12 protein-coding genes are annotated in these 10518 nt (G+C 59.6%); 4 read left to right on the plus strand and 8 right to left on the minus strand.

Translation table 11 applies throughout. The features are described from left to right. The first annotated feature begins 49 nt into the window (after positions 1–49). On the plus strand, positions 50–955 hold the full coding sequence (locus tag R0J92_RS16330) for a formate/nitrite transporter family protein (protein WP_411052410.1): 906 nt from the start codon (positions 50–52) through the stop codon (positions 953–955). Positions 956–1052: 97 nt separating this feature from the next. Here R0J92_RS16330 and R0J92_RS16335 read toward each other — a convergent pair whose 3' ends face one another. Then, on the minus strand, positions 1053–2618 hold the full coding sequence (locus R0J92_RS16335) for a phospholipase D-like domain-containing protein (RefSeq protein WP_411052411.1): 1566 nt from the start codon (positions 2616–2618) through the stop codon (positions 1053–1055). Between the two features lie 524 nt (positions 2619–3142). On the opposite strand from R0J92_RS16335, the gene R0J92_RS16340 reads away from it, so the two are divergent. Both R0J92_RS16340 and R0J92_RS16345 read left to right on the plus strand, forming a co-directional pair. Beyond that, entirely contained in the window at positions 3143–4066 is a 924-nt protein-coding gene (locus R0J92_RS16340) for a PRC-barrel domain-containing protein (protein ID WP_411052412.1), read from the plus strand. 189 nt (positions 4067–4255) lie between these two features. Next, complete coding sequence (locus R0J92_RS16345; protein WP_411052413.1) at positions 4256–4438, plus strand: DUF3008 family protein; 183 nt, start codon at positions 4256–4258, stop codon at positions 4436–4438. 159 nt (positions 4439–4597) lie between these two features. On the opposite strand, the gene R0J92_RS16350 is transcribed toward R0J92_RS16345, so the two are convergent. The 7 genes from R0J92_RS16350 to R0J92_RS16380 form a co-directional block, all read right to left on the minus strand. Further along, positions 4598–4798 (minus strand): hypothetical protein, encoded by a 201-nt coding sequence (locus R0J92_RS16350; protein WP_411052414.1) that lies wholly within the window; start codon positions 4796–4798, stop codon positions 4598–4600. 111 nt (positions 4799–4909) lie between these two features. Beyond that, entirely contained in the window at positions 4910–5515 is a 606-nt protein-coding gene (locus R0J92_RS16355) for an exopolysaccharide biosynthesis protein (RefSeq protein WP_411052415.1), read from the minus strand. A gap of 115 nt (positions 5516–5630) precedes the next feature. Beyond that, positions 5631–6659, minus strand: coding sequence for a sodium:calcium antiporter (locus R0J92_RS16360; RefSeq protein WP_106164692.1), 1029 nt, complete (start codon positions 6657–6659; stop codon positions 5631–5633). Positions 6660–6717: 58 nt separating this feature from the next. After that, positions 6718–7164 carry a DUF4112 domain-containing protein gene (locus R0J92_RS16365; protein ID WP_411052416.1) on the minus strand — a complete coding sequence of 149 codons (447 nt, stop codon included), beginning with the start codon at positions 7162–7164 and terminating at the stop codon, positions 6718–6720. A gap of 4 nt (positions 7165–7168) precedes the next feature. Next, the gene (locus R0J92_RS16370) at positions 7169–7327 is read right to left on the minus strand and encodes a YqaE/Pmp3 family membrane protein (protein WP_106164691.1); all 159 of its coding nucleotides are present in this window, start codon (positions 7325–7327) and stop codon (positions 7169–7171) included. 364 nt (positions 7328–7691) lie between these two features. Next, positions 7692–7931, minus strand: a complete 240-nt coding sequence (gene nqrM, locus R0J92_RS16375) for a (Na+)-NQR maturation NqrM (RefSeq protein ID WP_106164690.1) — start codon at positions 7929–7931, stop codon at positions 7692–7694. Positions 7932–7971: 40 nt separating this feature from the next. Further along, positions 7972–8961, minus strand: a complete 990-nt coding sequence (locus tag R0J92_RS16380) for an FAD:protein FMN transferase (protein ID WP_207796954.1) — start codon at positions 8959–8961, stop codon at positions 7972–7974. A 210-nt stretch (positions 8962–9171) separates the two neighbouring features. Here R0J92_RS16380 and R0J92_RS16385 point away from each other — a divergent pair, with 210 nt between their 5' ends. Beyond that, a complete protein-coding gene (locus R0J92_RS16385; protein ID WP_106164688.1) occupies positions 9172–10515 on the plus strand; it encodes a Na(+)-translocating NADH-quinone reductase subunit A in 1344 nt (447 codons plus the stop codon). The last annotated feature ends 3 nt before the right edge of the window (positions 10516–10518 follow it).

A 10518-nucleotide genomic window follows, 5' to 3' on the forward strand; every position in this document is an offset into this window, starting at 1 on the left:
GGCCAAAAGCGCGCGCCTTGGCCCTCTGTGGCCGCAACGGACGGATATCATGAAAGACCAAAAAGCCGGTCACAAGAGCGCCCACCGCGAAACCGACAACCTGGAAAAAGACGCCATCCAGCATGAGGCGGAAGAGGAATCGGTTACAAAGGCGACACGCCTGTCATCCCGCTTGATCTACGAGGTCATCCGCCGCGACGGCGAGGAGGAGCTGGAACGCCCGATGCCATCCCTGATCTGGTCCGGGCTGGCAGCCGGAATATTGATCAGCCTCTCCGTGCTTGGCGAAGGGATTTTGCGTCAGCACCTGCCGCAGGATATGGCGGGCCGCTACCTGATCGAGAATTTCGGCTACTCATTCGGCTTTCTCGTCGTAATCTTTGGCCGGATGCAGTTGTTTACAGAGAACACCATCACCACGGTGCTTCCGGTTCTCGCACGTCAGTCCCGCAAGGCGCTGTCTGCGATGCTGCGGCTCTGGGCGGTTGTGTTGACCGCGAACGTTGTCGGAGCCCTTCTGGCGGCCTTGATGATGTCGAAAACCAATATGCTGAGTACAGAGCTGACCGAGGCCGTCATTGCCTTGTCCGATCACGCCGTCACCATGGGCGCGGGCGATAGTTTCATTCGCGCCATTCCCGCCGGTGTTTTGGTCGCGGCGATCGTCTGGATGATGCCTTCGGCTGAAGGCAATGCATTCTTCGTCATCTTGACCTTTACCTGGCTGATTGCTGCGGGGGATTTCACGCATGTCATCGCCGGCTCCGTAGAGATGTGGATCATGCTTCTTGCTGGCACGATGACACCCGCTGCTGCCGCCTTTGGCTACTTATTCCCTGTCCTGCTGGGCAATATCATCGGCGGCACCGCGATCTTTGCGATCCTTGCCTGGGGACAGGTCTATGATGAGGTCCGCCACGGGGCCGGGTCTGGCGATGGAGGACAGGACGGCTGAGACCACTGGCGTGGCCTGACCTGCTGCAGCGTGGGATCTGCAAGCTGACGCTCAGCGCCACCGTTCCACACGCCGCCCCCCGGCACCTGCCGAAGCGTCACACCATGGCTTGCGACACGAAGGGCAGCCGGCGTCCGAATTCTGCAGCCGGAGCAGGATCGTAGGGCACCAGAAACCCTGTGCGCTCTTCCGGGGAGGCGGCCTGGTTCGCATCGGCCTGCGCGCGCCAAGCCTCGACTGCGCGTTCAGGGTCTAGGAACCGCGACGGAGGGGCCATCTGCAACCAGTGTCCGCAGACCTGCTCGCGCATGGCGGCCACCGTATCCGCTTGGCGCAGCTCCACCCCCACCTCGGTATCCCAGGTCATCGAACGACCGTTCAGGTTGGCAGAAGACAGGATTGCGCGGCAATCATCAAAGACGGAAAACTTGGTATGAACATAGATGATCGGCGATCCCGCAAGCGTGTCACGTCCATCACTGGCCATTGCCACAGGCTGCACCGGCGACATGATCACCGCCCGTGCGCCGAAGGCATCCTGCACCTTGGCGATGCATTGCGCCTGAAGATATTCGCCGTATCGCGCGTCTGATCCGGTGTTGCCGTCAAAAGCCACATCCTCCGGTGCGGCAGGGAGCACCATGACCAAGCCAAGGTCGGGCTTCTCCCGTGCGGCCTCTGCCAGAGCGTCAGCAAGCTCCGTGTCCCGAAAGAACTGCGATTCAAGATAGATCAGATGCTTGGCCTCCCTGATCCGACGCAGATGCGTCTCCTTCAGGGTCGCATCGACCTGGCGCGGCCCCGGCACATGGTTCGGCCAGTCGCGCGGTCGCGACAGGGTGGTCAGCAGGTGTTTGCGCTTTGGCGGCTCTTTGGTGCCAGCGCAGATGTCGAGGAAGCTCTCCAGATGCGCCTGTCCCTCTGCCACAATTTCAGGATCATCCAGCATCAGCTGCACATCCTGCCAGGTCTCATCACGGCGCCGGTGATGTCCCGTGTCGTCAAACCGGCGCTCGTCCAGATCCAACCCGCCAATATATAGGCGTTGGCGATCAAAAACGGCGATTTTCTGGTGGTGTGTTGCAGGCAAGAGCGGACGCACCGGCAAGAGCCGCGCACAAAGCCGCCCGTTGCGGTCGCGTCGCACATAGCCATCCAGACCCGGCATTTCGGCCAAACGCTGGTCCTGCTCGGCAGGTTCAAGCTGGTTGAGGTCCTCCAGCACGCCGTTCAGACGGCTGCGTACCGCAGGCCAGAACAACGCGCACCACATCCCCCCAACCCGCGCAGGATGCGCCGCCGCGGTGAGGTTCAATTTCGCGTCTGGACCTGCACGTAGAGCTGCGGCGCGCAGGTGGCGCATCGTCTGCCATGTGCCAACATGAAGCGGATTTGCCATCACCGCATCGAAATCGGACACAATAATATTGAGGGTGACACCCCGGCGCAGGACATAGATGATCAGATCCTCCCACGTCGAGCCGATCCGTTGACCGACCTCACTGCGCAAGCGGGTCTGCAGGTCAAACACCCGTAAACTGGCCCATACTTCGGTCCGGGAGTTGAGAAAGGCGCGTTCCATTTCCGGAAAGGCCTCGGCGGCGGTCATCAGCATTTCCACCCCTTCGCTCGGAACTCGCGCTGCATCCTCGGAACACGTCATGACAGGTCCTTTTTCTTGCGCAGCTCGCAGACTGACTTAGGGGTGAGAAAAATCGGGTGAATGGCGCAGTCAAAACACTCTGCGACAGAGCAATGGCGGGACTGCCATGCGAACAATCCCGGCTGGTCTTGCGCCATCATTTGGGTCTACTCCTCTTGGTGATGGGCCCTTTGACACGGGGTTAGTTCATTCAAACCCGCGCAATTGTTTACGGGTTCCAACGCTGTGCCCTTTTGAACGTTCCATAACAAACTCGCGATCTTGAGAGAGTTTTCGTCGCAGCGCTTGTCGGTCACTGCCTGGCTGACGCAGTGATGAACCGCAGGCGATGACGATCAACCCGCACGGTTCAGGCCAGAGGTGAAGAGCAGGTCGGATGAACCGCGCTATCCTTTTGTTAGAACATACTATTTGAAGGTACTGCAAAAAAATTCTGTGACAATGAAACACTGGCCGCCGCGATGCGTTGACTGATCGACAGGCTAACACCCTGTATCCGAGTAACACGATACGAGGAGCCAATTATGAAACATCTTTTCACAACCACCGCTCTCGCCACCATGATCGCACTGCCCGTGGCGGCCGAGGACACGATGTCCAAGGCAGAGACCACCGGCTATGATCAGATGCAAAGCATGGAGATCAAGGTAAGCAACCTGCTGGATCACCAAATCTATATGCCCACTGATGAAACAGGGGACGCACTGTCGGGCTCGGGCGACGCCGAGACGGGCGCCAAGATGCCCAGTGACACTGCCACAAACACCGCAACCGGTGAGCAACCCATGCAGACCAACAGCCATGACACGTCGTTTGCGGGCCATATGAGGGCCGTGTCCGATGTTCAAAACAACTGGCAGATGGTCGGCGAAGTAGAAGACGTTCTGATGCGCCGCGATGGCGAGGTTCAGGGTCTGATCGTCGATGCAGGCGGCTTTCTGGGCGTGGGCGAGACAGAAAAGCACATCTCGCTGAACCAAATCCAGTTTGTCGAGGATGCTGACGATGAGGGCGCGTTCTTCATGGTCTATTCCGGTGGGAAATCCACGTTCGACCAAACTGAGGACTTTGACGAAACCCGCGCAGAAGACCAAGGTTGGTACCGAGCGAGCGAAACCGAAGACGCCCGCATGTGGGAGCAAGAGCGTGAAAGCCAGACCCGCGATGTCGAGTTGGCGCAGATGACCACGGATGAGCTTCTGGGCGCCGCAGCCTACGGCTCCAATGACGAATGGGTCGGCGAGGTCAGCGAGCTCACCCTGACGGATGAGGGGAAATTGGACGCGATCATTCTCGACGTGGGCGGTTTCCTTGGCATCGGCGAAAAGGCAGTCGCGTTGGAGGTCGATAAAGTTGAGATCACCCGCGTCGGAGGCGACGACCTGCGCGCGCATGTACAGGCCACAGAAGAACAGCTGGAGGCAATGCCGGCCTGGGATGAGAGCTGAGTCGCCGGCATGACCGGTGAATCATTTCAGAATATGCTGAATGGGGGTGCGCTACGGCGCACCCCCTCTCTCTACATGCAGGTCTCGCGCACACGCAGGCCACGCCATAGGCAAGACAGGCAGAGTGTCCATCGCACCTTGAAACCCAACTTAGGATCTCAACCCAATAGCAAAATCGGAGGATCAGACATGCCTGCAAAATCCAAAGCACAACAAAAGGCAGCCGGCGCTGCGCTCTCTGCCAAACGTGGAGAAACGGCTAAGAACGACCTAGAGGGCGCCGCCCGTGACATGTATGAATCGATGTCGGAAGAACAGCTGGAGGAGTTTGCCAGCGGTGATCGCGAGCAGAAACCTGACCATGTGAAATAAGTTCTGATCGTGCGCAGCCCTGAAAAACGGCCACCACTTCGATGACAGGGCCTGTGTAGTTTTGGCCAAACATGGCCGCTCTGCCAAAGCAGCCTACGATGCAACAAGCGCCCGTCGCTGTTCAACGACGGGCGCTATTGTCTTAGGTGCTTCGCTCACTCACGACCAAGCCGGATCATCACGCCGGACCTTGAAAGTGGTCCATAGCCCCGCAGGGACGCCAACGATCAGGCCGATTGCAATGGCGACCGCAAACGCTTGCCATGCAAGCCAATCTGCAACCAGAAATGCCGTCAAAGCGGCACCTGAAATACAAAGAACCCAAAGCGGTATAAAAACAAATCTCCAACCGTATTTCATTCAGACACCCTCCTTTGTGTTTGCAAAAGATCGTTCAGAAGGAGAACGCGTGGCGCGCGCATAGGTTCCAGCTGATACTCTGGAGGCAGGGTGCGAAGTCTGAAGAGCGCGCTATATGGCGCCCTGGATGGATCCAGCGACCGTCAGAAGGACAGCTGCCGCGGACGACATCGCGACCAATCCAAACACCGCAAAAAGACCGTCTTTCAGCAGCAAAGACGTCGCAAACAGCAAGACCGCAGCGCCAAGGATCGACGATGAGAAGGGCACAATTTCCAGAAATGGCATCGCGGCACCGCAAAACAGACACAGCGTCTGAATGAGCTTACGCCCCGGCCAGCGCAGCAAGGGCTGGAACCGGTCACGAGAGTGATTGTCGAGCCAACTGGCAACTCCGTGGAGCTTGTTGATCGCTTCGCGGGCACGTTTGCCTTCCAGTGACCGTTTGACCACAAACTGCGGCAGCCAGAGATGTTCTCGACCCGCCACCATCTGCAACGAGATCGCCGCGATGGTGATCCCGCAGAGGGACGAGAAAAGCGGAATACCACTTAGGGGTGACACGACCAACAGCGCGGGCACCATCAAGACAGGCAGAAAGGACTGCGTGCCAAACACCTCGATGATCTTGGCCACCGCAACCCGATCCTGATCCGCAAGGCGGGCAAGACGATCAACGATCTGATTGACACTGGTGGTCTGCGCGGGGTCGGACATTGAACGGTTCCTTGTGCTGTTGGCTACCTATCCAACGCCCTGCTCTGCATCACGTTCCATTGCGCGTGCCTGGTGAAGCCAGCCTTCGACGGCACTCCGAATGCGCGGCTCTCACTCAGAGCAGGGTCTGGATCGCAATCGCTGCGCCGTATGTCGCCAGAATACCCATGCTTTCCAGACCGATATTCGCCGGCCCCTGCCGTTGGCGATAGAGCTGCCCCAGAGTGAGAATGGCGGTCATCATCAACCCGACAGCAAGCCAGAAGACATCGTCCTTGCCGATCGCGTGGTAGATCGACCCGGCGCGATAGCCCGCGTCGCCCAGCACCAGAAAGAGCGTGTCGAAGATATTGCCGCCGATTATCCCGCCCACCGCAAGTTGCAGCGCACCGCGCCGGACAGCCGCGAGCGTCGTGACGAGTTCGGGCAAGGAGGTCACCACAGCGGTCACCAGCGCACCGACGACTGAGGCCGACATCTCCAACCTGTCGGTCAGCACACCCGCGGTGCCCGCGATCACCCAGCCAGCGCCCCCCATGACCAGCATCAGCCCGCCGAAAGCTGCGGCGAGTCTCGGTGTTGACGGGAATTCATCCGCCTCCTCATCCGGCTCGTCCGGCGCTGTTTCTTCGGTGTCGACCGCCGTCCACATTGGATCATTTCGCACCTGACCAGAGGCGTAGATACCCATGATGTAGATCGCCAGAAGCAGGAAGGAGGCCGGGTGAATGCCAAGAATCGCAACATCGGGGCCCAGCCATGCAGCAAGCGGTATCGCCAGCATGAACATCAAAAGCGCGCCCTGAAACACATTGACGAGGTCGGCAGCGGCGTGTTCGAGGTTGACCTTGCGATGCAGAATGTCGGCCAGCGCAAGAAAGGCGGTTTGCGCGGCGATGCCCCCGATGCCATTGGAAAACGCCAGTGACGCGCGCCCGTCAAGCGCCGAGGTCAGCGACACGATCGTGCCGGATAAAGACGTCGCCGCGCCTAGCAGCACGCCGCCTATAAGCGCTTCGCCCAGCCCGGTGCGGTCGGCAATGACATCGGCCTGGCCTGTCATTTTCACACCGCCCGCAAGGATGCAGAGTGCAGCCGCAGCAAAGAGCACAAGAAGGAGCGGAGTGGAAAGATCAACAAACATGGTGCGGCAAAGCTCGAAACTCAGGTTGGTTCATTTCTTTTCGATTTGGGACCGAAAACTAGTCTCGGTGCGTTTCGGCTTCGATGTCGCCCTGGGCGGCGTAGGCTGTTTGTCCCTTCCGCAAGTCGCTCTGCAAGAGACGCACATTGCGCAGATTGCCCTTGAAACCGATATCAAAAAGGTCGCCCACGATCGGAATGCTGCCAAGCATCCAGTCCAGCCCGGTGTTTACGCTCATCCGGGCAAGTGTGCGCTTCTTCGCCCCCAGCTGCCATCCGCGCGCAATCAGGTAGGCCGACGGCAGAGCCGCCAGCGTGTCACCAACGCCCGGGATCAACCCGATCAGGCCGTCGAGCCCGACCCGAAACCCCGTCAGGGGAATACGAAACCGCGCATCCAGCGTCTTGGCCAAGTTTTCGAGCCGCGCCACTTCGGCGGTGATTTCAGCATCGGTGCGACGGCGGCGCATGGGTTTGGTCGGATGGGAATGATCCAGGCTCGCCATCGAATTATCTCCGCGCGATGATCCAGACGGCATGCACGACGCCCGGGATGTAGCCCAGCAAGGTCAGCAGGATGTTGAGCCAGAAGTGCCCCTTCAGGCCAACTTGCAAAAAGACACCCAGAGGGGGCAGAAGAATAGACAGAATGATGCGGACAAGATCCATGATTGGGCCTCCGGTTGAGAGTGCGCCGTTTCGACGCGGGACACTTGGGTAACCATCACGACCGCGCGTTGTTCCGATTTTTGCAGGGATCGGTGTGTAATGCGCATACGCGCACGGCCTCTTGGAGGCGGGCGGCCAGGTGCCGCGCCGTCGTCCCGGCACCCTCGCATCAGCGGATACAAATGATCCCGCGTGGAGGCATGGCTCACGTCAGATTCAGCACCACCCAGACCGGCCTCGTGGCACCAGATATCTTTGATCTAATTTGGCCGACTGAGACGACAACCCTATGGGAAAATACAAAAAAACCTGCCACCACGGAGGCAGCAGGTTCATGTCAAAACAACGTCATGTGATAGAGGCGTCAGCCCTCCTCGCGCTCCATGTCTTCGAGCATCTTACGCGCACGCGGGCACGCCAGACGTTCGCGCAAGGGGCTGTCGGGGTCGATGTCCTTTTTGCAGACCACGCATTGATCCGCATCTGAAATCGCGTTCAATCCGCCGCAGCTGCCTTTGATGGTGCGGCCACTGAACAGAACGCCGAAGGCCATGCCCAGCATCACGATCAGGAACAGTCCGAAGGTCAGGATGAACGTCGACATGTCATGCTCCCCTTTTCCGGCGAAACGCCGGACAGTCGGTTCAGGCGGTCAGCGCAGCAAAGCGATCAGACGCCGTGGATTTGAACCCGGTTTCGCCGTTTGCCGCCGCACGGTCAATAAACAGAACCGCCATATCACGATCATTTGCGATCTCAAGCCCGCGCTCGCGGCCCATGACCAGCATTGCGGTCGCCCAAGCATCCGCCAGCATCGCATTGTCTGTCAGAACAGTGACAGAGGCGGTGTCATGCGTCACCGGACGGCCAGTGGTGGCGTCGATGATGTGCGAGTACCGGGTGCCGTCGTAGTCAAAGAAGTTGCGATAGTCGCCGGAGGTCGCCATCCCCATGTCGGACAGGCCAACAACCTGCGTCACGCCACGATCAAATGCCTGCGGCGTCTCGATGCCGATCTGCCAGGGCTGACCCTCGGGGTTGCGACCTGCAGTATAAAGATCACCACCGATTTCGACCATATAGTCGGTGATACCATAGCCCTTGAGCACAGCAGCCACCTGATCAACACCAAAGCCCTTGCCGATCGACGACAGGTAGACTTCGGCACCGCTATTCAGCTTCTTGAGACCGCCGGCCTCCAGCTCAACCGACTGAGCCTGACCACAGCAGGCCATGGCCTGTGCAATCTCAGCGTCGGACGGCATGTCGCTGCGGGTTTGCCCGGCGCCAAAGCCCCAGAGGTCGATCAACGCACCAACGGTGACGTCAAATGCGCCATCACTCGCCACATGCACGTCCTGCGCGGTCTGCATCACGTGATGCAGTTCGCCGGACACGGACAGGCTCTCGCCTGCCGCGGCCGCGTTGAAGCGCGAAATCTCGGAAGACGCATCCCAGTTGGACATCTGCACGTTGACCTGACCCAGTGCCTGGTCGACTGCGGACTGAAGTTCAGCCTGGTCGATGGACTTGCTGTGGTCAATGGCGACGATCGAGTAGTTGGTGCCCATCGTCAGCCCACTAAGTTCCAGCAGGGACCATCCTTTCTTGCAAGCCATCAGTGCAAGTGGCATGACCATGAAACTACGGCGAGAAAGGAGAAGAGGGTTCGTCAAAGGGCCTACTCCGCTAGTGCTTCTGTTAAGGGACGCGAGGTTCCAAGAGCTTCTGGGACAGAAAGAACGCGGGTTCAACAGTAAATCGGATTTTTTCGCTCTAAAGAACTTTCAAACCGCGTCGCAGTAACGCATAAGAGCGCCGGAAAATGGACAGGACATGAAGACGTGCAGCAACATACGTTGAAAAAAGGTCTCGATGTTCCGGTGCTGGGGGCACCTGACACCAGAATCGAAGACGCAGCAGAAGTCCGGACCGTCGCCATTCTCGGGCAGGACTATATTGGCCTGAAGCCTCGGCTTTCAGTTCAGGAAGGCGACGTGATTGCAGCAGGCGCTCCGGTGTTTGCGCATAAGGACACGCCAGAGGTTCGGGTCACCGCACCGGTTTCAGGACGCGTAAAAGCGATCAACCGCGGCGCGCGCCGTGTGCTGGTCAGCGTTGAGATCGAAGTGGATGATTCTGCCGCCGAGCCGGTGGATTTCTCCGCCATTGGCGATGAGAGCACCGCCGAAGGCCTGCGAGAGCGGCTCTGCGCTTCGGGGCTATGGACGTCTTTCCGCACGCGCCCCTATTCAAAGGTGCCAGCATCGGATGCCGCCCCTGCGGCCATCTACGTGACGGCGATGGACAGCGAACCCCTGTCGGGCGATGCGGCCACCATCATCAACGAACACGCCGAAGCCTTTGCGCGCGGCCTGTCCGCCGTGACAGTGCTCACCGATGGCAAGACCTACCTGTGTCAGGACAGCGGAGCCAGTATTCCCGGCGCCGATCTGGCCAGCGTGACTGCTGTCGGGTTTTCCGGCCCGCATCCGGCGGGTCTGGCGGGCACCCATATGCATTTCCTGGAGCCCCCCAGCGGCGAGAAAACCGTCTGGACCATCGGCTATCATGACATCATCGCCATTGGTCAGTTGCTGCTGACCGGGCGGCTGGATCCGTTCCGCACCATTGCCCTTTCGGGCCCCGAATGCAGCCGTCCGCGTCTGGTCCGCACCCGCGTGGGCGCGTCGATGACCGATCTCTGCGCCGAGGATCTTGGCCGCGACACGCCAATCCGCGTTATCTCCGGCTCCATCCTGTCCGGGCGCGCCGGAGAGGGTCCAACCGCATATCTTGGTCGCTATGCGCGCCAGATCACGCTGATCAAGGAAGACCGCGAGCAGATCCCGCTGGGCTGGATTCGCCCGATGGCGTCGAAATACGCGGTGCAGCCGGTGTTGGGCTCTGCCTTCTCGAAAAAGCTGCACGCGCTGACGTCCAACCTTAACGGCGGCCGCCGCGCCATGGTGCCGATCGGCACATTCGAACAGCTGATGCCGCAGGATTTCCTGCCAACGCAGCTGTTGCGGGCGCTGCTGGTGATGGACACCGACCAGGCACAGGCCTTGGGCGCGCTGGAGCTGGACGAAGAAGATCTGGGCCTCTGCGGTTTTGCCTGCCCGGCCAAATATGAATATGGCCTCGCCCTGCGCGACAGCCTCAGCAAGATCGAAAGAGAGGGATAAGAC

Origin of the sequence: Tritonibacter sp. SIMBA_163 (assembly GCF_046535935.1) — a bacterium.
Lineage (GTDB): Bacteria > Pseudomonadota > Alphaproteobacteria > Rhodobacterales > Rhodobacteraceae > Epibacterium > Epibacterium scottomollicae.